This window comes from Salinibacterium sp. SWN167, from assembly GCF_015864665.1.
Taxonomy (GTDB): domain Bacteria; phylum Actinomycetota; class Actinomycetes; order Actinomycetales; family Microbacteriaceae; genus Rhodoglobus.
The window spans coordinates 236,022-256,277 of sequence record NZ_JADYWU010000002.1 but is presented as its reverse complement, the minus strand read 5'-3'; the positions used below and the strand labels follow the sequence as shown (position 1 = coordinate 256,277).

Genomic DNA, 20,256 nt, shown 5'->3' with positions numbered 1-20,256 from the left:
CTCTCAACTCGCTAGAGTCCGGCATCCCTGACTCGACCATCAATGACACTCTGAATTTCTGGCACTGATGGCGAATAATGGCGCCGGTTCATCATCCGGAAGTCAGTTAGTTGGGGTAGCCCGGCGATCGGTGTGAGGTCGCCATCCGCCACTGTTGTCGAGCCGAATAGCGCGAGGTGCTCCAAACGGACTAGCGCCGATAGCGGCTCGACCGTCGGTAGCTCTGTCCCATCGCTTAGTTCGAAGACGCGAAGTGACGTGCATCCAGAAACTGCACTGATGTCTGTGATCTTTCGACAGGCCGGCAGTTGCACTGTCTTCAGGAGTGGGGAGGATGAACGTCGCAATGCCTCGATATCTCCGAGGTTCTTCGCGAGATGAATTCCCAACTCTGCGAGCGCCGGGAATAGTTCTAGTCCGTCAAGGGAGCGCAGCTGGGGATAGTCCTTCATCACGATGCTTGTCAGCGACTCGAGCGTCCCGAGAGCGGAGAGGTCTCGTTCAGAGTAGTGACCAAGAAAAAGTTGTTGAAGGTGAGGGAGAAACCGGATCGATCCTTGGACCTGACTCCAGTCAGCAGAGAGGTGCGAGAGAAGAGGAAGACGCTCGCATTCGATTTGTACCCTCGGATGCGACTGTACCGATAGCCAGGTCAAAGTATCCGCTAGTGAGTACACAGGAGATATGTCTCTGTGGGTTCTCGCCAGAAGCTTCAGGCGGCGAATCGGCAGTCCACGGACGAACTCCAAATCTCTTTCGCGAAAGCCGAGTGCGTAGTTGAGCACTAAGCCATCAGCTGCGCCCGCATCAATCTGTCGACTCGCGGCAGCGGACCAGTCACCTGTCACAACCAAATCGGTTCCCAATGGCGTCTCGACGACTTCGAAACTCATCGAGAGTATCCTGGCGGCATCAGTTCCATGCGGGACTCTCCAATTGGGTTTACCTTATTTAGCACCCCAGGAGCGTCACGCCCACCTAGCGAGTCCAACTTGAGCTGCTCCGCGATCTCGCGCGCAGTCTTCCCACCTAGAACTTCAGTGCGCACAGCGCCGTCAACCTCCGCCTGAGTAAATTTGCCCTGCCTAACGTGCGCAGGAAGCCGTTGAGCGATGTTGCCCGATTGCCCAGTGTACGTTCCCCCGATCTCCGTGCGCACTACATAGATGCCCTCGTTGACAACATTAGTCCCGCTTTTTGTAGCGCTCTGAGTCGCTGCAGCGCCGAGCCTCGCGGGCGCCCTTACTACCCCGCCCGTGACAACTCTTTGACTCGCTGAGACAGCCGTTTTCACCGCGACCTTGATGGCAGTTCTCGCGGCAATTGCGGCAATAGCAACGCCGGCCCCGACCCCGGCAGTCGCTAGTCCTACCGCGATCGTGCCAACGATGACGCCCGCGGTGAACCACGGATTGCCCTCCGTGAGGCAGTTATAGCCTGGGACAACAGCACCGAGTACAGCGCCGGAAAGCCCGAAGGTGGCGCTATCGAGCAAGCCGGCGCCGAAAGCTAGGCCGTTGTTTCCGACGTCCCCCCAGAAGTCCAAGCCGGTCGGGTCTATGTTCTGTAGTGGGTTGTTCGCGGCATACGCGTACGGCTGACGAGTGGAGTCCACCGCAGGATCCACCGTCGTGAACTGACCGGTCGTCGTGTCATAGTCACGTGCTCGGAGATAAACGAACCCAGTATCCGGGTCAGTCCAGTTACCGCTAAACCCAAACTCGCTATCGGCGGCACCCGCGTGCGCGGTGCGGTTGCCGTACTCGTCGTACTGAGTTATGCCCACCGCGGCGCCCGCGGAGTCGGTGATCACTCGGGTGGACCCGATCAGATCTGAATGCAAATACTGCACAGCACCAGTGGCATTGTCGATCTGAGCGATTGGCGCCAATGATGGCCCGTAAAGGTACGAGCTAATTCCGTCATCGAGCAGCAACGGCAAGCTGCTACCGGTCTGCCAGGTGAAGTTGCGCGTGCCGTCACTATCGGTTCGAGTCTGACGGAGGCCGTCGCCGTTGCTGGTGTAGCCGATCGTCTCTGAGGCATCCGGGGCGACAACCGCGACCGCGGTGCTGTTGCGTCAGCTTCGAGGCGAATAACCTGTGACGGCACGGCTAGCGTGAAAGTTTTTCAGAAACCCTAGCCGCTGCCTCGAAACCCGGCCTAGGCTGGCGGTATGCGAAACTCACCACGAATGACGCACTCCGCTCGATCCCTGGCCGCCCTGGTGATTCTCGGCCTCGCGATAGCGGTCTCCGGATGCACGCCCGGAAGCCCCTCAGATGCGGATTCCACCGCAACACCGACGTTCATCGCGGATGAAGCTAGCGCGTCAGCTTCGGCGGATCCCACGAGCGAGCCGATCGAAAGTACGGCGCCCGGCAGCGAAGTCGCGTTCCAGATGCACGATAAGTACACCAAGTACGAAGATGGCGACGGCTTGGTCATTATCGTCGGCCAAGCCTTGACCGGCGTTTTTCGCCCCGGTGACGGCCTAGAGCTTGCGGGCGGCGGACCCGACACAGGCATCGTAATCCTTGAGATCCGACAGGGTGCGCCGAGCGTGGTTGTCGACTCGCTCCCCGCCGGCGAGTATGGCGAGTTTCTCGTAAATGGAACCCTCGACGACTTTGACTTCATTGAAGACTTCGTGAGGCCGACGGAGTAAACGTGCGACGACCAGTGCTCCTCGTCCCCGCTAGGATCGGGGCATGAAGGATCGCTCGTGACCGAACCAGTACAGCCACCTCCTCGCCGCTTTCCGCGCCGCGTCTACGGCGTTGGCACTGAGCCGGATGCCCGTTTCAGCTTGGCGAACGAGCGCACGTTTCTGGCGTGGATCCGCACCGCCCTCGCGCTGATCGCCGCGGGTGTGGCACTAGAGGCATTCGTGTTGCCGATCGCTCCCGGGTTCCGACTCGGGGCATCCGTGCTGCTGATTCTGTTGGGCGTGCTCGCCCCGATGCAGGCGTGGTTCGGTTGGATGAAGGCCGAGCAGTCGCTGCGACTCGGGCGCCCGTTGCCCTCCCCTAACCTTGCTGGCCCCATCGGTGGCGGCGTTGTTGTGGCCGGGCTGCTGCTCGCGATCGGTATCCTCCTCCAGTGACGCGCGCCTTCGACCGTCCATTCGATGCCGGACTGCAAGCGGAACGCACCGCCCTCGCCTGGCAACGCACCGTGCTGTCGTTTGCGATTGCCGCGCTCGTCTCCGCGCGACTGCTCCTCAACACCGTCAGCATTGCCAGCTACGCCGTCGCGGCGATTGGCCTCATCTTGACCGCCGTGCTGTTCTGGGTGGGGCATCGTAGATACCGCACCGTGCATACGAAGCTTGTTCAGGCATCCACCGATCGCATTCGCCTCACGAGTGCTGCCCCGCTGTTCTTGTGGGCGCTGGCCGTTTTCGTGCTCGCCGTCGTCGGTGCGGTGTTTGCCGCACTCGGCATGGTCCCGACAATTCAATCCCTGTAGCTGCGGCTACAAGCTTTGTGCTCGTTCCGCAGTACCCGGCGGCCTCCCCGCGAAGCAGCTCCCGCAACACAGATACACCGGATGTTGTACGCAGCATCCAGCGGAAAGGCTTAGTGTTTTAGAGGCTGATTGCTGATGCCGATGCCGCTGAACACTCGCGGCACCTTCGCCCTCCAGTTTTGGGACAACGAGAAACTTCATGAGCTCGACTTCACACACCGCTGCACCGCGTCGCGGACGTTCTGGATCACGCGACAACCCCGACGACGGCCCCCGCGCCAAGTTCAGCGAGCTGCTCCCCTACCTCTTCGAGCACCGCAAGGTCATGATCTTCGTGATCATCCTCAGCATCCTCGGCGCGGGCGCTTCGCTCGCGCAGCCGCTGCTCGTCAGCCAGGTCATCACGATCGTCGAGGCCGACGAATCGCTCGGCACCCTCGTGTGGCTACTCATCGGCCTCGTCGTCATCTCGGGCCTCATCAGCGGTTACCAGCACTACCTCCTGCAGCGCACCGGTGAGGGCGTCGTGCTCTCCAGCCGTCGTCGTCTCGTGAGCCGGATGCTCAACCTTCCCATCTCGGAGTTCGACCGTCGCCGCACCGGTGACCTCGTCTCGCGTGTCGGCAGCGACACGACCCTGCTGCGCGCCGTACTCACGCAGGGACTCGTCGAAGCCATCGGTGGCTCCATCACCTTCATCGGTGCGCTCATCGCGATGCTCATCATCGACCCCGTGCTGCTCGGCCTCACCGTGCTCGTGATCGCAATCGCCGTCGTCACGGTTACCACCCTCTCGAAGCGCATCCGTGTGGCCAGCCAGCGCGCCCAGCGCAAGGTCGGCGACCTAGCCGCCGCTGTGGAACGTGCGATCTCCGCCGTGCGCACGCTGCGAGCATCCAACGCCACCGAGCGTGAAATCGAGGCCGTGAACGAAGACGCGCTCGGCGCCTGGAAGATGGGCATCAGCGTCGCCAAGATCTCGGCACTCGTGGTTCCGATTGCCGGAATCGCGCTGCAAGTGTCGTTCCTCGTCGTCCTCGGTGTCGGTGGCTACCGCGTGGCCAGCGGCGCCATCGAGATCGCTGACCTCGTCGCGTTCATCCTCTTCCTCTTCCTCATGATCATGCCGCTCGGCCAAGCCTTCGGCGCCGTCACCGCCGTCAACCAGGCGCTCGGTGCGCTCGGGCGCATTCAAGAAATCATCAAGCTGCCCAGCGAGCTCGAATCCGACGTCAACGTCGTTGCCGTTCCGAGCATCGAATCGGATGCCGCGATCACGTTCGAGAACGTCGAGTTCTCGTACCCCCGCGACTCGGTGCTCGTGCAAGCCGAAACGGAACTGGCCTCGCTCAAGCACGGCGGCGCAGAAGCGGCCGCCGAGGAGATCGACCTCACCGTGCTGCGCGGAGTCAGCTTCACCGTGAAGCGCGGCGAACGCACCGCCATCGTCGGCCCGTCGGGTGCCGGCAAGAGCACCATCCTCGCCCTCGTCGAGCGCTTCTACGACCCCACGGGCGGTGTTGTACGCCTCGGCGGCGACGACCTCCGTGCCCTCAACCGTGAAGAGTTGCGCGCCCAGATCGGCTACGTCGAGCAAGATGCGCCCGTGCTTGCCGGAACCCTGCGTCAGAACCTCCTCATCGGGGCCCCCAACGCCACCGACGAGGAATGCACCAAGGTGATCGCGGCCGTGAACCTCACCGGTGTGCTCGACCGCAATCCTGCCGGTTTGGATGCCGCTGTCGGCGAAGACGGAGTGATGCTCTCCGGTGGTGAGCGTCAGCGTCTCGCGATCGCCCGCACGCTTCTCGCCGCTCCCCCGATTCTGCTGCTCGACGAATCGACCTCCAGTTTGGACGGCCTCAACGAGCAAATGCTCCGCGAAGCCATCGACGCTGTGGCCGAGAACCGCACCCTCATCGTGATCGCGCACCGTCTCTCGACCGTCGTCGACTCCGACCAGATCGTGGTGCTCGACAAGGGCAAGGTTGTGGGCGTCGGAACCCACTCCGAGCTCGTGAAGTCGACCCCGCTCTACAAGGACCTCGCCAAGCACCAGCTGCTCGTTTAGCGGTTCGCGGGTGCGCCGCTTCGGCGGTGCGCCCGCGCGCTAGGGCCCTGCCGCTGCTGCCGGGCCGCTCGGCTCTCCGCTACGGAGCGGGTGCGCTGCCGCTATTCGACCGCGAGAGCGAACATCGCGACCGCGGCGGTCGCAGCAACGTTGAGCGAATCGATGCCGTGCCGCATCGGGATCTGCACGATCGAATCAGCGGCGTCGATGGCATCGCGGGTAAGACCGTGGCCCTCGGTGCCGAGCACGAGCGCGACCTTCTCGGGAGCATCCGCCGCATAATCGCGCAACGACACCGCACCATCCTCGAGCGCTAGCGCTGCGATCTGAAAACCGGATGCCGTGAGCAGTTCACGAGTCTCTGTCCAGTTGCCGATGCGGGTCCACGGCACCTGGAGCACGGTTCCCATCGAGACGCGGATCGCGCGCCGGTAGAACGGGTCGGAGCACTGCTCGGTGACGAGCACGGCATCTGCCCCGATGCCGGCGACCGAGCGGAAGATGGCACCAACGTTGGTGGGATCAACGACGTTTTCGAGAATGACGATGCGGCGAGCATCCGCCAGCAGCGTCTCGGGAGCCGGCAGTGGCGGCCGGTGCATTGACGCGATGACACCGCGGTGCAGCACGTAGCCGGTGAGCTCCGCGAGCAGCGACCCGTCGCCCGTGAAAATGGGAACCTCGTCGCCGACGAGGTCAACAATCTCGTCCACCGAAGTGCCGAGCGCGAGCACCGAGCGCACGCGATGACCGGAGCGCAGCGCGCGCTGCAGCACGAGTGTCGACTCGGCCAGATAAAGGCCGTGCTCGGTGCCCTGCGCTTTGCGCAGTGCAACATCGGTCTGGTGCGAATAGTCCGCGAGCCGCGGATCGCTGAGCTCGGTGATCGGGATGACCGGCACGCTAGAGTGCCCGACTCACGCGGATGAGAATCACGGTGCGTCCATCGGCACGCTGCCCACTCGCGGCCTCAAAGTCGGGCCCGGTGATCGACTCAATGCCCTCGTACAGCAGCGCATTGTCTAGCCCGAGTGAATCCACTTCGGATGCCCACGACAGCGTTGCCGCAACACGGTAGTTACCTCCACGCAATGGATCAGCCGCTCCTTCAGGCAGCACGACGGTGGCATACAGCAGCCCGAACGAATCCTCGACCGTCGCGAACTGCACGCTCTCGACCTCGACGCCCTCGGGAAGATCAATGAGCGAGAACTCGGCGATCTGCTCAGCCGAAACATCGCTACAGGTGCCGGCAGAGGAATCGCACAGTGTCTCGCTGGTCGGCCAGATCGCTGTGAAGACTGCTGCGCCACCCGCAATGGCGAGGCCGATCACGAGTCCCAAACCCACCAGCAACGCCAGCAGACGCCAGCCCAAGCCCTTACTCGGTGGCAGAACGTCTGACTCAGCGATGAAACCCGGGAGGCTCAGCTCTGGCTCGCTCATATCGTTTGTCATTTCTCGGCCACCACTCGTCAGTCTTCGGTAGAGACAAGGGTGATGCCCGTGTCTGCCATCGTGCTGAGAGCGGCGGCGCTCGATTCCGGAGCGACACCGGCGACTAGGCCGGTGAGCACCGACACGTCGCGGCCGCTGCCCGCGGCATCCAGAGCAGAAGCAAGAACGCAGTAGTCGGTAGCGATGCCAGCGACATCGATCGTGTCGACACCGAGACGATCAAGCAGGGCGGGCACCGTCTCGCCATCTTCGGTAGTGCCCTCGAAGATTGAGTACGCGGGAACGCCCTGCCCCTTACGCACGTGCACCTGCACGAGCGAGGTGTCGAGCGCGGGGTGGTACTCGGCCCCAGCTGTGCCCGCGACACAGTGAACGGGCCAAGTGTCAACAAAGTTGGGTTCGGCATCCGTGGCGAAGTGGCCACCGTTGTCATTGTCAGCATCGTGCCAGTCACGGGATGCGATCACCACGTCATAGCGATCGGGATTGGCCCGCAGATAGTCGGTGATTCCGGCCGCCACAGCAGCACCGCCGTCGACGCCTAACGCGCCGCCCTCGGTGAAATCGTTCTGAACATCAATAATGAAAAGTGCAGCAACCACGATGCCAGTCTAAGTCGCGCCGACGCCCCACAACCGATCGCCGCAGGCTTGAGTAGTTGGCGAGCTGAGTAGTTGGAGAGCTTAGTAGTTGGAGAGATTGCTTCCACAGGCATAAACGCCAGCGACGAGGTTGTCGAGCGCGGTGCGTGCGTCGGTGGAGATGCCCTCGCCGATCGCGTAGAACGCGAAAGCGAGCTGAGTACCATCCTTGGCATTCACCACGCCACCAAGCGAATGCTCCTGGTTCGTCCACCCTGATTTAGCCGCGACGTGACCGGATGCCGCAGCGGCATCCCCCTCAAAACGGTTATAAAGGTCGCCGCTTTCGCCCCCAACCGGAAGCATCGAGAACGCTGTCGCGATTGCGCCGCTGCCTGATGCCCCTGCCGCCATGAACTGTGCGACGAACAACGGCGAGACTTGGTTTTTGGCACTGAGACCTGAACCATCGGTGATGGTGATGGTTCCGGCATCATCGAGTCCGGCATCCGACAGCACACTCTGGATCGCCTGGTTCAGGGTGCTTGCAGCGCCGCTGAGACCTTGCTGTTTGGAAACCAGACGGGCAAGCGACTCAGCCAAGGAGTCATCGCCACTGATCAACATCTGCTCCACGAGCACGCTGACAGGTTGCGACTTAACTTCAGCCAGCACCGTGTTGCCGACCGCTGCGCCGGTCGAGAATGTGACCGCGGGCAATCCAGCGGCTTGGGCGAATGCTTGCCCAGCCGATTGCACGGGATCGGTGCCGCGGGGGCTGATCGCGATGGTGGGATCAGCCCGGTCGCCGTTCACCATGAGCGCCGTAACGTAGGAGTGGTATCCACCAGTGCGTTCACGCTCGGGCCAATTGGAATCCCAGGCATCGCTCGTGTTCCACAGAGTGGAGTCGAGCACGATCTCCGTAATCGGAACTCCAGGATGGAGTTCTTCATAGCGGGTTATCGCCTGCGAAGCGAGATCCGAAATTTGGGGGGCATCGCGATAGTACGACGCATTGGTCGTCGCGAGGGTCGGGTCACCGCCACCCACCAGCACGATCACGCCCGCCGATGATCCGTCAATAACTTTGGTGCTGATGCGAGTGTCTGCACCGAGAGCCTGAAGTGCCGCAGCAGCCGTCATCGCCGTCACAATGTGGGCGGGGCTGGCGGCTTCGTCGGCAGAACGGTCCCACAACACGGTGCCCGTAGCGACATCCGTCACGACTCCGACAAGCGAGGGGAAGGTTGCGACCGTGGCCAAAGAATCCACAGAGCACGTGCGCACCGCTACCGCTCCGGGTATAACATCCGGTTGGCTCCGCTGCTCTGCAGTGACTTCGTCTGGGGTGACATCAACTGCCGAGTTAGCGGAGCCAACCGAAATTCCGGCGAATACTGCTACTACTGCGAGTAGTACGAATACAACCGCTGCGACCGTCACCGTGGATGCGGTGGGGTGCTGAGTTATAAACGCGCGTATTCCTCCTGGCGCTTTCGGCTCACTACTGGCTGAATCAGTCACCCGGTTATAGTACCCGGATGTTCGAACCCAGCGCTTCGAGTGGGCCTAGCAGTACGTCCATCGTGCTGCTGCGCGGGTAAAGCTATAAGGCTCATCGATTCCGCCGTGGGTCATGGCAAAGGCGATGCACACGCCGCCGGTGCTGGCACCGGGCTGGTAGAGCGATGCGCGGTGAGAATACGATTCCCACCACTTGGAAGCAACGGTGGCTCCGCTGTTTCCTGAACCACCGGCGAGGTTTCCGTCGCAACCGCGAGCGGCAACGCCGTCGGAGCGAGTGGTGCCGTTGTGGCCCCAACCGTCGAGAGGATCCGAGCTGGGCGATTCTGCCATCCAGAAGAGGCGTTCTTCCATGCAGGAGTCATAGCGGAAGTTCGACAGCGCGATGGGCTCCAGGCAGTTAGCAACCCGAATCGAGTTGTAGGCGTAAGCGAAGGATGCGAGGTCGCCCGAGGTCGTTCCGGCGACGCCCTGTGATGAGCTGCGGCTCGGCGCACCAGGTACGCCACCACCAACATTGCTCGGGCAAGCTTGACCCGCCGAAGCATAGGCTGCGCGAAGCTGAGTGACGGATGCTGAACCGCCCGTTACCGAGGCAACGACGATCGGCTCCGGCTTCGGCACTGCTTTCTGCGCGAGGTGCTCAGAGTCAGTGGTCAGCGACTTGGCTTCAGCCTTGATTGCTGCAGCCAATGACTCTTCGCTGACGCGTTCGATGCTGGCAATCGCGACGACATCGACCGACTCTTCGATCGGCGCAGTCGCCGTCGACGCAAACAGCGGCGAACGTGCAGCTGAGTTAGCGGTTGCGCTCTCGGTGAGCCCTGGGCCGCCTCCCCCGACGAACGGTACTACTCCAACTATTACGACGGTGACTAAGGCCGTTAAAAACGGAACTCTCCCCATGAAAATCGTCCCCCAGACGAATAAATAGGAGGCAGACCCCTCTGCTTCCTGTTGCCAAAACTAGGCGCGAAAGCAGCGTTCCACAAGGGAAAAACCCCGGAAACATAGGCAAATACCCGTTAATGGGGGGTCTGGGTGACGGGTCTATCCTCTGTTTGGGGGACACCCTCGTAGCCCGAAATCGTCGTTCGGGGCATGAGGGAAAACAGTGCCGGGTTAGTGCTTGCGGGCGGCTTGTGCGCGTCGCGCATCGCGCTCAGCATCTGCCGCGGCCGCCTCGTCTGGCGTCGGTGCGGTTCCGCCCAAGTGACGCGGTTGCCACCACTGACCGGTGCCATCGAGTGGGTATGCCTCCTGCGCCGTGTGGAGCAGGCCTTCCATCGTCTTCTTGAGTCGCGCAGTTGCTGTTGTCGCGTCATCCGTCGTCGCAACCGTCATCGGGTCCCCAACGACCATCACGATCGGGATGCCCACACGTTCACGCAAAGTGATCTTGCGGTTCTTCGTCATCAGGCGCTGCCCACCCCACAGCGCTATGGGGATCACGGGCACGCCCGCTTCTGCTGCTAGACGCACGGCGCCGGTTTTGAAATCACGGATGGTGAAGGATGCACTCACTCCGGCTTCGGGAAATACCCCAATCAGCTCCCCCGTGCGCAGAGCCGTGACGGCAGACTCGTAGGCCTTAGCCCCAGCATTCATGTCGACAGGGATGTGCTTCATGTTGCGCATAAACGAGCCGACAACGCGCTTCTCGAACACGCTCTTTTTAGCCATGAAACGGATGCGGCGGTGATTGTGCAGCCACAGCGCCCACTCGACAAGAGCGAACTCGAGGTAACCGAAGTGGGTCATCGCGATCACGGCCCCTCCCTCATCGGGCAGATTCTGCGACCCGATGACGGTGCGTCGCACACGAAGAGCACCGAACATGGCGCGACCCGCGCCGATGGCTGCTGTATAGATGGGTTCGTTGCGGTACTTCATACCCTCAGCTTAAGACTCCGATATGGGAGTTTGCCGCCACCACAACGCACAACGAGGACCAGATTTCTCTGATCCTCGATGCTCAACGGAGCCGCCTGTCAGAATCGAACTGACGACCTTCTCATTACGAGTGAGATGCTCTACCAACTGAGCTAAGGCGGCCGGCCACATTTTCATGAGGCACAGCAAGATAGCTTAGCCGAAGTTTTGGGGCCCGAAAGCCCACTCCGCCCAGTTGTCGTTAGGCAGCACAATCTGGGTCGTCATTCGGGACTACACCGTTGATGAAATAGGCGTCGACCGCACCATCGATGCACCCGACACCACCGTTGTAGGCGGTGTGACCTTCGCCGTTGTAGGTGATGAGCTGGGCGCTCTCTAGCTGCTCGCTGAGTGCTACGCCCCATTCGTAGGGTGTCGCCGGGTCGCCCGTTGTGGAGATGATCAGCACGGGCGGTGCGCCCTCACCGGTCAGCTCCGTAATGTCGGGCCCGATGTACTGGTACGGCCAATTGAGGCAGGTCAGGTCACCAGTCGGCGGAAAATCGCGGTAGGTCGTCGGCGAAGCCTCACGCATGAGTTCCTGCTGTTCAACCAGCACGGCAGGGTCAGTCTCAACGGGGTAGTCGACGCAGTAAATCGCGATGAAAGCCTCGAGCGAGTTGTCGGTGTAGCTGCCATCGAGATCGCGGCTGTAATAGAAATCAGCAAGGAAGAATGCGGTATCCGTTTCGCCGCGCGCAGCCTCCGAGAAAAGGTCGTTGAGGAACGGCCACGAGTCTTGAGAGTAGAGGGCAGTGCTCATCGCGATATCGAGCACACCGGCATCCATCATGCGGCCATCGGGGGCAGCAATCGGATTCGCGTCATAGCGGTCGTAGAGTTCGCGGATCGTCGCCAGCGCGGCATCCACCCCGCCGGTGAACGGGCACTCATCGAACGATGTCGGGCACGCCGCCAAATAGTTTTCGAGTGCCCTCTGGAAACCAATCGTCTGAACGCGGCCGACCTCAAAAACAGAAATAGACGAGTCGGTGGCGCCGTCGAGCACAATGCGACCCACGTTCTGCGGGAAGTTTTCGATGTAATACGAGCCGATATCGCTGCCGTAGGAGTAACCCAAATACTGCAGCTTCTCGTCGCCCACAATCGCGCGCAACATGTCGAGGTCGTGCACCGTGCTTTGGGTATCAATGAACTGCAGGATCGGGCCCGTGTTGTCGAGGCACGCCTGGCCGAAATCGATGGCCGCCTGCTCGCTCTCCGCAAGCCATTCATCGCTGCCGACCGCCGTATCCGGAATACCAAAAATGAAATCATCGAGGCCGCCGTCATCGAGGCACGTCACGGGAGTCGAACGGCCAACTCCGCGAGGGTCCCAGCCGATCACGTCGTAGTTCTCGCGCAGGTTCGCACTCACCGCAAAGTCCACGTCATCGTGGATGAGATCAAAACCTGAGGCGCCTGGCCCACCCGGGTTCACAAACAGCGACCCCAGGCTCTCCCCTGTTGCCTCCCGGCGAGCCATCGCGATTTCAATATCAGTTTCCGAAGATGGGTTTGCCCAATCCATCGGAGCGATCGCCGTCGCGCACTGAGCGCCGTTATCGCAATCCACCCACGTGAGAATTTGCTCGTAATAGGGAGCGAGTTCTGCCGCCACCGTCTCACCGGTCGGCTGCGAAGTCTCCCCGAAAAGTCCCGAAAAGAGGTTCGCACAGCCGCTCAGCACGAGGGTGAGAACGAGAGCGGGCACCACGAGGGCAAACCTGCGAGTGCGAGAGGCGGGGGCGGCGGCGATAAAGTTCACCGCATGAGCCTAGCGGTTAGCAGTTCGGATCGGCGCTGGGAACTTCGCCCCTGAGGAGAAAGTCTTCTACCGCTGTATTGACGCACTCATTCGACTTGTTATACGCCGTGTGACCTTCACCGTTGTAAGTAATCAGGTGACCCGAGTCGAGGTTTTCAGCAACGGTTTGTGCCCACATGTACGGCGTCGCCGGGTCATTCGTCGTGCCAATCACCAGCATGTCGGCCGCACCGGGAGCAGCGATCGCCACGCGCTCTCGCTTCGCTTCCACCGGCCAGTTAGCGCAACCGGGGTCGCCATACGACATCTGCGGGCCAAACACCGGAGCCGCGGCGGCAAGCTCGGCAGCCTGCGCACGCATGCTCTCGTTATCGGCTGGCTCGCGGGCATCCAAGCAATTGATCGCGATGAAAGCTTCTGTCTGGTTTTCGGCGTAGGTGCCGTCAGCGCTGCGGCCGTTGTAGTTGTCGGCCAAATCGAAAGCGATGGTGGCGTCGCCCCTCATTACCGAGTCGAAAAGCTGGCGCAGGTAGGCCCAGTTGTCTTGGCTGTAGAGCGGCAGGATGATGGCTGTGAACATGGTTGCACTGCCCAATTTGCGCCCGTCAGCGTTCGTGAGCGGGCTCTTATCGAGGCGGTCGAGCAACGTGCGGATGGTCGTGCGCGACTGCTCGACAGATCCCGTGAACGGGCAATCGCTCGCGCCGGCACAGTCAGCCAAGAACGCATCAAGCGCGCCCTCGAAACCCTCTGCTTGAGCCTTGGTAGTTTCGAATTCGGATGCCGCGGGGTCGACCGCGCCGTCGAGAACGAGCCGCCCTGTCTTTTCTGGGAACAACTCCGCATAGACCTGGCCGAGCAACGTTCCGTAGGAGTAGCCCAAATAGTTCAGCGTCTCATCGCCGAGAGCGGCACGCAGCATGTCGAGATCGCGGGCAGCACTCGGGGTGTCAACGAAGCCCAATAGCTCGCCCGTCTCCTCGCTACAGCGCTGGGCAAACTGGGCGGAGGCATCAGTGGCGGCAGCAATCCATTCGTCGCTGCCCTTCTCCCCCGGCGTGATCCCGTAAATATAGTCATCAAGCTCGGCAGGGTCGGAGTAACACGACACCGCCGTCGAACGGTTCACCCCACGAGGATCAAAACCAACAACGTCAAACTGCGATTGGAGGGCCTCACTGGTGGCGTAATCCACACTGTCGGCGATGAAATCGAAACCAGAACCGCCAGGGCCACCCGGGTTGACGAGCAAAGAACCGATGCGGTCATTGCCTTGAGCAACTTGACGCACAAGGGCCAACTCGATCGTGTCACCCTCGGGATTCTCCCAATCCACCGGCGCAATCGCCATAGCGCACTGCAGATCGTCTCCACAGCTCGCCCACTCCAGCACCTGCTGATAAAACTTTGTCAGATTCGGCGCAACGGCTTCTTCCGTCGGCGTCGATGTTGTGCTGGATTCCGACGGCACAAACCACGAAACACAGCCACTCAGTGTCAGCGAGACCGCCAGCGCGACCGATGTGAGGCCAACGAGGCGTGCAGAGCGGTGCCTCATGCCCCGCGTCCCGATACAGCGACCTTCACGAGCATCGCCTCAAGGGCGAGTGCCGGAGCAACATTGCTTTCGATGCGACGGCGCGCTTCAGCGATACCGTCCATGATGGCGAGCGTCGCTGGCGCTGTTGTGCGGTTCGCCACCGCCGTGAGGTTATTGACAATGCTGAGGTTAATGAGTTCTCCCGGGGCACCAATTTGGGTCAACAAAATGTCGCGGTAGAGCGACAGTAAGTCGACCATGATGCGGTCAATACCGTCGCGCAAACTTCGAGTCGCACGACGCTTCTGGTCTTCTTCGAGATTCTTGAGCTGCACCCGCAGCGCCGGCGGAATAGTGCCGCCGGGAGCAACACCGAGCGAGCGAAGCGCGGACTCGCGTTCGTGGGCGTCCTTCTCCTCGGTGAGGGCGGTGGCATCCGCCTTCGACAACTCGAGCAAGAGAGTGGCGGCGATCACAGCGTCCGACACCGTGCGGATGTTGAGCACGGTGGTCAGTGCCTGTTCGCGTCGTTCGCGGGCCTCCGCATTGGTCGCAAGACGGTGTGCCATGCCGATGTGGCTTTGTGCTTCTCGTGCCGCGCGCAAGGCGATGTCGGGTGCAACGCCATCGCGATCTTGCAGCAGTTGGGCAACATCCTCGATCGCGGGCGTGCGGAGACGAACGCTGCGCACGCGGGAACGGATGGTGGGAATGAGGTCGGCTTCGCTGGGCGCGCACAGAATCCAGACCGTGCGTGGCGGCGGCTCTTCTAGGGCTTTGAGCAGAACGTTGGAGGTGCGCTCGACCATGCGGTCGGCATCCTCAATAATCATGACCCGGTAGTGGCCGACCGACGGCGAGAACTGCGACGAGGCCACCAGCTTGCGCACCTCGTCGATGGAGATGATGACGCGTTCGGTGCTCAGCACGCCAAGGTCGGGATGGGTGCGAGCAACAACCTGTTTGTAGACCGACTCTTCGGTTTCGTCGCCGCGCGTGCCGAGCAGGGCGGCAGCGAAAGCGTAGGCAATATTAGAGCGGCCAGATCCGGGCGGGCCCGTGATCAACCACGAGTGCGTCATCGACGACTGTTCTGAGCTGCCCAACGCCGATGACGAGGCCGCAGCCTCAAGAACGGCGATCGCTTCAGCTTGGCCCGTCAGGCCCTCCCACAACGACATGCGCTCAGTCTAGGCGGGTTGCGGGAGGTGGTTCTGAATGCGCTCACGGATCGTGCCAGCGATCTCATCGACGCCGCGGGCGGCATCCACCACAAGGATGCGCTCGGGCTCCTTCGCCGCGCGTTCCAAGAAGGCGTCGCGAACGCGGGTGTGGAATTCTTGCTTCTCAGCTTCGAGCCTGTCGTAGCGAGTGCGAGCGTTGTCGAGGCGCTTGCGACTGTCGGCAGGATCGAGATCGAGCAGCACGGTCACGTCGGGAAGCAAGTTCTGCGTCGCCCACAGCGAGAGGTCACGCACTTCGTCGGACCCGAGCACTCGACCGGCACCCTGGTAGGCCTCGGAAGAGTCGATGTAGCGATCCTGAACAACGATCTCACCGCGCTCAAGGGCTGGACGCACCAGCGTTGCGATGTGGTGGGCACGGTCGGCGGCGTAGATGAGCGCTTCGGCACGCGGGTCCATCTCGCCCCGGCGGTGCAATACGATTTCGCGCAACTCTAAGCCCAAATCAGTGCCACCGGGTTCGCGAGTTACAACAACCGTGTGGCCGGCTTCTTCGAGCCACTTCACGAGAAGCTGTGACTGCGTGGTCTTACCAACGCCGTCCCCGCCCTCGAGCGTGATGAACAGTCCGGGCACGCTACTCTGCTTCAGTAGTGGCGGCGGTGGTGGCCTTGGGCGCAGCAGGCTTTTTCGCCGCCGGCTTCTTGGCCGCAGTCGTCTTAGCTGCTGTGGTCTTTGCGGCAGTCGTCTTCGCCGCAGGCTTCTTCGCCGCAGGCTTCTTCGCCGCAGGCTTCTTCGCAGCCGGCTTCTTGGCGGCAGGCTTCTTGGCGGCTGGTTTCTTCGCGGCAGGCTTCTTCGCAGCCGTCTTGCGCTTGACCGGTCCCTTGGCTCGCTTGTCAGCCAACAGCTGAACGGCACGCTCGAAGTCGACATCTTCGACGGTCTCGCCGCGCGGGATGGTGGCGTTAGTGGTGCCGTCGGTTACGTACGCACCGAAGCGGCCATCCTTGATCTTGATCGGCTTTTCACTCACGGGGTCAGCATCGAACTCTTTGAGAGCACTGGATGCTGCGCGGTTGCCGTACTTGGGCTGGGCGTAGAGCTCTACGGCACCGGCGACGTCGATGTCGAAAATGAGGTCTTCGCTCGTGAGCGAACGAGTTTCGACACCCTTCTTGAGATAGGGGCCGTAGCGTCCGTTTTGCGCGGTGATTTCGACGCCCGTTTCAGGGTCGAGACCAACGACGCGGGGCAGGCTGAGCAGCTTGAGCGCGGTGTCGAGGTCGATCGCGTCAAGTTCCATCGTCTTGAAAATGGATGCCGTGCGCGGCTTCACGACGGCAGCCTTCTTAGGCTTCTTGGCCTTCTTCACTTCGCCGGTCTTAGGATCGATCTCTTCGACGGGCTCCGGAACGGGCTCGGGTTCTGGTTCGAGCTCGGTCACGTAGGGGCCGAAGCGGCCATCCTTCGCGACGATCTCTTTGCCGTTCTCCGGGTTCACGCCGATGACGCGGTCGCCGATCACGGGCGCTTCGATGAGTTCGATCGCCTTGGCGAGGGTGAGCTCGTCGGGCGCAAGAGCTTCGGGAATGTTGACGCGGCGCGGCTTCTCCGGGTCGTCACTGGGAGTCTCGAGGTACGGACCGTACTTGCCGATGCGCAGGGTCACGTCATCCGACAGCTTCATCGAATTGATTTCCTTGGCATCGATCTCGCCGAGGTTGTCGATGACGGTGCGAAGGCCCCGGTACTTGTCGTCACCGAAGTAGAACGACTGCAGCCACTCCACGCGGTTCTGGGTGCCGCCCGCGATGCGGTCGAGGTCGTCTTCCATGCCTGCGGTGAAGTCATACTGCACGAGGTCGCCGAAGTACTCTTCGAGCAAACGGATCACGGAGAACGCAATCCAGTTGGGCACGAGGGCCTGGCCGCGAGGAGTGATGTAGCCGCGGTCGATGATCGTGGAGATGATCGACGCGTACGTCGACGGGCGACCGATGCCGAGTTCTTCTAGCTTCTTGACGAGGCTGGCTTCGGTGTAACGCGGCGGCGGGCTGGTCTCGTGGCCCTTCGCTTCGACGTCGAGAAGTGTGAGCGTCTGGCCTTCCTTGAGCGGAGGCAGTTTCGCTTCTTTGGGCTCAGCGGTGGCGTTGCGCTCTTCGTCTTGGCCTTCTTCGTAGGCCTGCATGAAACCGCGGAAGGTGATGATGGTTCCGCTGGCCGAGAATTCGGCAACGGGAGCTTCACCGGCAGCGATCGTGATGGATGCCGTTGACCCCTTAGCGTCAGCCATCTGCGAGGCGACGGTGCGCTTCCAGATCAGTTCGTAGAGCTTGAAGTCGTTGCCGCGCAGCGTCGACTGCAGTTCGCTTGGCGTGCGGAAGGTATCTCCCGAGGGGCGAATAGCTTCGTGGGCCTCTTGAGCGTTCTTGCTCTTGCTGGCGTAGACGCGGGGCTTGTCGGGCACAGCGTCTGCACCGTAGAGGGCAACGGCTTGGGTGCGAGCGGCGGTGATGGCCTGCTGCGAGAGCGACGAGGAATCGGTTCGCATATAGGTGATGTAACCGTTTTCGTACAGCGACTGCGCAACGCTCATCGTCTGGCGAGCGGAGTAACGCAGCTTGCGCCCGGCCTCCTGCTGCAGCGTTGAGGTGGTGAACGGTGCTGCGGGGCGGCGCGTGTATGGCTTGGTCTCGACCGTTTTTACGGTGATGGTGGTGCTCGGCATCCGCAGGGCATCTGCGAGCGTTTGAGCGGCCTTTTCGTCGAGGGCCACGGCGTCACCCTTGAGGTTTCCGCGGTCATCGAAGTCACGGCCGGCGGCAACACGCTTGCCGTCGAGGCGCACGAGCTTGGATTCGAAACCGTTGGTTTCGCTGTCTGGCGAGAGCTGGGCGATGAGGTCCCAGTAGTTGGCAGTGATGAAGGCGAGCCGTTCGCGCTCGCGCTCGACAACGAGGCGGGTCGCGGCGGACTGCACGCGGCCAGCGGAAAGACCGGGGCCGACTTTGCGCCAGAGCACGGGAGAGATTTCGTAGCCGTAGAGGCGGTCGAGGATGCGGCGGGTTTCCTGAGCGTCAACGAGCGCGGTGTCGACCTCACGGGTGTTGTTGATAGCCGCTTCGATGGCGTCTTCGGTGATTTCGTGGAACACCATGCGCTTCACGGGAACCTTGGGCTTCAACACCTGCAGGAGGTGCCACGCGATGGCCTCACCTTCGCGGTCCTCATCAGTTGCGAGGAAGAGTTCGTTAGCGCCGCTGAGCGCTTTCTTCAGTTCGGCGACGGTTTTCTTTTTGGCGTCGGAGACGACGTAGTAGGGCTCGAAGCCGTTATCGACGTCGACAGAGAACTTGCCGAGCGAACCCTTTTTGAGCTCGGGCGGCAGGTTGCGAGGCTCGACGAGGTCACGAATGTGACCGACGGAGGAGAGCACGTCGTAGTCGTCACCGAGGTACTTGGCTATCGTCTTGGCCTTGGTGGGCGACTCGACAATGACAAGTTTTTTGGTGCCAGACACGGGACTCCTTGGATGATGACGCACTTGACCGGTGGCAGCGCCACTATCAGCGACACAATACACACACCGACCGCTCAGTTGCCTAATCCGCCCTGGTTGGGGGTGGGCCTGCTGTAGCGCTCGTTGTGACCAGTATGCCGAGGATGCGGCGACTAGCGGTAACTGTCACGATACGCCCATCAACCACACAGTCCTCTATAAGGGAGTTATTAGCACTCGCGAGCCGCTCGGCGTTGGCACACGGGTAGCCAGCAACAAGTCCACTCGCGGTGTCTGCTGCGGCGAGCGCGGCAGCGTCCGTTGCCCCGGCGAGCGCATGCCTCACGCTGAGCGCCCAATAGAGAGGGATGACGAGCGCAGTGACGGCGAGAACTGTCGCGATGAGGCCGACCATCAGGATGGTGCCCGAGCCTCGTTCGTCGTTCAGCGGGCGACGCGCAGCACCCGCCGTAACCCCAGCTCCCGCCTGCAACTTGGCCATCATTGGCCTCCCGCGAGAGCGCAGCTGGTTGCACTGAGCGTGATCGGAAGCAGCCCAAGCAGTGCGTTGCGCGCGGGGGCGCTCACGGTGGCGCACACGAGGTCGTCGCGGTGATGGGAACTGAGTCGTGCTGACGCGACCAGAGCGGATGCGGTGGCCGCGACCGTGCCGGAGCTTTCGTCGCGGGCGAGGCTGCGTGCTGACGCGGCTGCCGCATCCTGTAACTGGATTTGCAGCCCGGCGAGTTGCACCCCGCTGAGGCAGCACACGAGAACGAGAGCGACGGCGGGCAACGCCAACGCAAACTCTGCGGTGACGCTGCCACGCTCGTTGATCGCTGCTCCTGCTCGGTTACGCCGGGATCGAGAGCGCACTGCGCACAAGGTCGGTGAGCATGCCGCGCACCTCTCCGGAACGAAGAATCACGACGAGCAGTCCGGCGAAACCGACTGCGGCGAGAGTGGTGATGGCGTACTCGGCGGTTGCTGCGCCTCTCTCGGATTTGAGCCGGGTGCGGACAATCGAGCCCACCCGGCGTGCACGTAGCGACAGCCCCAGGTCGCCACCGAACCGGTGCCGGCGGGAACACCCGGGTTCGAGAGCGGGCAAGGGAACAAGGTGTGAATCATTCATGAGGTACTCCTTGGTGCGCTGTTGCGCAGTCTGCGGCCGAGTGACTCCAGCCTGCCGAGCGCGAGAGTCATACAACCCAGCGCGGTC

At 61.9% G+C, this 20,256-nt stretch carries 20 protein-coding genes and 1 tRNA gene; 4 read left to right on the top strand and 17 right to left on the bottom strand.

The window, feature by feature from the left end; genetic code table 11:
* Nucleotides 1–11: 11 nt before the first annotated feature.
* Both I6E60_RS11150 and I6E60_RS11145 read right to left on the bottom strand, forming a co-directional pair.
* A complete protein-coding gene (locus tag I6E60_RS11150) occupies nucleotides 12–452 on the bottom strand; it encodes a hypothetical protein (RefSeq protein WP_197180377.1) in 441 nt (146 codons plus the stop codon).
* Between the two features lie 437 nt (nucleotides 453–889).
* Nucleotides 890–1,936 (bottom strand): RHS repeat-associated core domain-containing protein, encoded by a 1,047-nt coding sequence (locus tag I6E60_RS11145; RefSeq protein ID WP_197180375.1) that lies wholly within the window; start codon nucleotides 1,934–1,936, stop codon nucleotides 890–892.
* 240 nt (nucleotides 1,937–2,176) lie between these two features.
* Here I6E60_RS11145 and I6E60_RS11140 point away from each other — a divergent pair, with 240 nt between their 5' ends.
* The 4 genes from I6E60_RS11140 (at nucleotide 2,177) to I6E60_RS11125 (ending at nucleotide 5,542) form a co-directional block, all read left to right on the top strand.
* Complete coding sequence (locus I6E60_RS11140; protein WP_197180373.1) at nucleotides 2,177–2,668, top strand: hypothetical protein; 492 nt, start codon at nucleotides 2,177–2,179, stop codon at nucleotides 2,666–2,668.
* Nucleotides 2,669–2,725: 57 nt separating this feature from the next.
* Nucleotides 2,726–3,106, top strand: a complete 381-nt coding sequence (locus tag I6E60_RS11135) for a YidH family protein (RefSeq protein WP_197107834.1) — start codon at nucleotides 2,726–2,728, stop codon at nucleotides 3,104–3,106.
* Nucleotides 3,103–3,471 carry a DUF202 domain-containing protein gene (locus I6E60_RS11130; protein WP_197180371.1) on the top strand — a complete coding sequence of 123 codons (369 nt, stop codon included), beginning with the start codon at nucleotides 3,103–3,105 and terminating at the stop codon, nucleotides 3,469–3,471. Before I6E60_RS11135 ends, I6E60_RS11130 begins: the two co-directional genes overlap by 4 nt.
* 199 nt (nucleotides 3,472–3,670) lie before the next feature.
* The gene (locus I6E60_RS11125; RefSeq protein WP_197180369.1) at nucleotides 3,671–5,542 is read left to right on the top strand and encodes an ABC transporter ATP-binding protein; all 1,872 of its coding nucleotides are present in this window, start codon (nucleotides 3,671–3,673) and stop codon (nucleotides 5,540–5,542) included.
* A 101-nt stretch (nucleotides 5,543–5,643) separates the two neighbouring features.
* Here I6E60_RS11125 and I6E60_RS11120 read toward each other — a convergent pair whose 3' ends face one another.
* The 15 genes from I6E60_RS11120 to I6E60_RS11050 form a co-directional block, all read right to left on the bottom strand.
* The gene (locus I6E60_RS11120) at nucleotides 5,644–6,444 is read right to left on the bottom strand and encodes an RNA methyltransferase (RefSeq protein WP_197180367.1); all 801 of its coding nucleotides are present in this window, start codon (nucleotides 6,442–6,444) and stop codon (nucleotides 5,644–5,646) included.
* Nucleotide 6,445: 1 nt separating this feature from the next.
* A complete protein-coding gene (locus tag I6E60_RS11115) occupies nucleotides 6,446–7,000 on the bottom strand; it encodes a hypothetical protein (RefSeq protein WP_231601514.1) in 555 nt (184 codons plus the stop codon).
* Nucleotides 7,001–7,017: 17 nt separating this feature from the next.
* Nucleotides 7,018–7,602, bottom strand: a complete 585-nt coding sequence (locus I6E60_RS11110; protein WP_197125937.1) for an isochorismatase family protein — start codon at nucleotides 7,600–7,602, stop codon at nucleotides 7,018–7,020.
* An 81-nt stretch (nucleotides 7,603–7,683) separates the two neighbouring features.
* Nucleotides 7,684–9,108 carry a D-alanyl-D-alanine carboxypeptidase gene (locus I6E60_RS11105; RefSeq protein ID WP_197180365.1) on the bottom strand — a complete coding sequence of 475 codons (1,425 nt, stop codon included), beginning with the start codon at nucleotides 9,106–9,108 and terminating at the stop codon, nucleotides 7,684–7,686.
* 45 nt (nucleotides 9,109–9,153) lie between these two features.
* On the bottom strand, nucleotides 9,154–10,014 hold the full coding sequence (locus I6E60_RS11100; protein ID WP_197180363.1) for a hypothetical protein: 861 nt from the start codon (nucleotides 10,012–10,014) through the stop codon (nucleotides 9,154–9,156).
* A 216-nt stretch (nucleotides 10,015–10,230) separates the two neighbouring features.
* Nucleotides 10,231–10,929 (bottom strand): lysophospholipid acyltransferase family protein, encoded by a 699-nt coding sequence (locus tag I6E60_RS11095; RefSeq protein ID WP_374189224.1) that lies wholly within the window; start codon nucleotides 10,927–10,929, stop codon nucleotides 10,231–10,233.
* Nucleotides 10,930–11,090: 161 nt separating this feature from the next.
* Nucleotides 11,091–11,163, bottom strand: a tRNA-Thr gene (locus I6E60_RS11090).
* A 79-nt stretch (nucleotides 11,164–11,242) separates the two neighbouring features.
* Nucleotides 11,243–12,811, bottom strand: coding sequence for an alpha/beta hydrolase (locus tag I6E60_RS11085; RefSeq protein WP_197180359.1), 1,569 nt, complete (start codon nucleotides 12,809–12,811; stop codon nucleotides 11,243–11,245).
* Between the two features lie 16 nt (nucleotides 12,812–12,827).
* On the bottom strand, nucleotides 12,828–14,369 hold the full coding sequence (locus tag I6E60_RS11080; RefSeq protein WP_197125949.1) for an alpha/beta hydrolase: 1,542 nt from the start codon (nucleotides 14,367–14,369) through the stop codon (nucleotides 12,828–12,830).
* Nucleotides 14,366–15,532, bottom strand: a complete 1,167-nt coding sequence (locus tag I6E60_RS11075) for a DNA polymerase III subunit delta' (RefSeq protein ID WP_197125951.1) — start codon at nucleotides 15,530–15,532, stop codon at nucleotides 14,366–14,368. The genes I6E60_RS11080 and I6E60_RS11075 overlap by 4 nt, the downstream gene beginning before the upstream one ends.
* A 9-nt stretch (nucleotides 15,533–15,541) precedes the next feature.
* Nucleotides 15,542–16,171, bottom strand: a complete 630-nt coding sequence (tmk, locus tag I6E60_RS11070; RefSeq protein ID WP_197125953.1) for a dTMP kinase — start codon at nucleotides 16,169–16,171, stop codon at nucleotides 15,542–15,544.
* 1 nt (nucleotide 16,172) lies between these two features.
* Nucleotides 16,173–19,055: a type I DNA topoisomerase gene (gene topA, locus I6E60_RS11065; protein ID WP_197180357.1), complete on the bottom strand. Its 2,883-nt coding sequence runs from the start codon at nucleotides 19,053–19,055 to the stop codon at nucleotides 16,173–16,175.
* Between the two features lie 82 nt (nucleotides 19,056–19,137).
* Nucleotides 19,138–19,536, bottom strand: coding sequence for an Rv3654c family TadE-like protein (locus I6E60_RS11060; RefSeq protein WP_197180785.1), 399 nt, complete (start codon nucleotides 19,534–19,536; stop codon nucleotides 19,138–19,140).
* Entirely contained in the window at nucleotides 19,536–19,910 is a 375-nt protein-coding gene (locus I6E60_RS11055; protein ID WP_307784467.1) for a TadE family type IV pilus minor pilin, read from the bottom strand. Before I6E60_RS11055 ends, I6E60_RS11060 begins: the two co-directional genes overlap by 1 nt.
* The gene (locus I6E60_RS11050; protein WP_197180355.1) at nucleotides 19,888–20,169 is read right to left on the bottom strand and encodes a DUF4244 domain-containing protein; all 282 of its coding nucleotides are present in this window, start codon (nucleotides 20,167–20,169) and stop codon (nucleotides 19,888–19,890) included. Before I6E60_RS11050 ends, I6E60_RS11055 begins: the two co-directional genes overlap by 23 nt.
* Nucleotides 20,170–20,256 lie beyond the last annotated feature (87 nt).

Bases quoted from the DNA above. Each gene is read 5' to 3' on its own strand.
- I6E60_RS11150 (WP_197180377.1), bottom strand. From the start codon at position 452: ATGAAGGACTATCCCCAGCTGCGCTCCCTTGACGGACTAGAACTATTC.
- I6E60_RS11140 (WP_197180373.1), top strand. From the start codon at position 2,177: ATGCGAAACTCACCACGAATGACGCACTCCGCTCGATCCCTGGCCGCC.
- I6E60_RS11125 (WP_197180369.1), top strand. From the start codon at position 3,671: ATGAGCTCGACTTCACACACCGCTGCACCGCGTCGCGGACGTTCTGGA.
- I6E60_RS11115 (WP_231601514.1), bottom strand. From the start codon at position 7,000: ATGACAAACGATATGAGCGAGCCAGAGCTGAGCCTCCCGGGTTTCATC.
- I6E60_RS11100 (WP_197180363.1), bottom strand. From the start codon at position 10,014: ATGGGGAGAGTTCCGTTTTTAACGGCCTTAGTCACCGTCGTAATAGTT.
- I6E60_RS11080 (WP_197125949.1), bottom strand. From the start codon at position 14,369: ATGAGGCACCGCTCTGCACGCCTCGTTGGCCTCACATCGGTCGCGCTG.
- I6E60_RS11075 (WP_197125951.1), bottom strand. From the start codon at position 15,532: ATGTCGTTGTGGGAGGGCCTGACGGGCCAAGCTGAAGCGATCGCCGTT.
- I6E60_RS11060 (WP_197180785.1), bottom strand. From the start codon at position 19,536: ATGGCCAAGTTGCAGGCGGGAGCTGGGGTTACGGCGGGTGCTGCGCGT.
- I6E60_RS11050 (WP_197180355.1), bottom strand. From the start codon at position 20,169: ATGAATGATTCACACCTTGTTCCCTTGCCCGCTCTCGAACCCGGGTGT.